General features: G+C 26.6%; 1 protein-coding gene. It reads right to left on the bottom strand.

Annotated features, from left to right (window positions below; all coding sequences use genetic code 11):
- Positions 1-5 precede the first annotated feature (5 nt).
- Entirely contained in the window at positions 6-74 is a 69-nt protein-coding gene (locus HMPREF2918_RS11760; protein WP_367998130.1) for a hypothetical protein, read from the bottom strand.
- Between the last annotated feature and the right edge of the window lie 287 nt (positions 75-361).

Genomic DNA, 361 nt, shown 5'->3' with positions numbered 1-361 from the left:
TTAATTTAAGCAAAGGATTTAGTTCTGTATTGCACAGGGCTGAGTCCTTTTCTATTATTTGTATAGAAGTGTATACATTTTTAATCTATAGTCGTAGAGATTTAGTAAAACTATAGCCAAATATAGATCTTTTTCTATAATTTACTAATGTCTGTTATAATGGACATTAGTTGAAATTTCCATTATAACAGACATTGATACAGTTTTGTAATATTATTTTGGTAAAATTAAAATTATAGAAGGAGGCTAAAACTATGAGAAAAATAATAGGTATACTACTACTTTCATTATCAACCATTTCGTTAATTGCTTGCTCTAAAAACAACTATCAATCTTTAGATGGTGAGTATTATTGGATCTC

It is taken from the genome of Streptococcus sp. HMSC065C01 (assembly GCF_001813525.1).
Lineage (GTDB): Bacteria > Bacillota > Bacilli > Lactobacillales > Streptococcaceae > Streptococcus > Streptococcus parasanguinis_V.
This window is presented reverse-complemented; position numbering and strand designations above follow the sequence as displayed.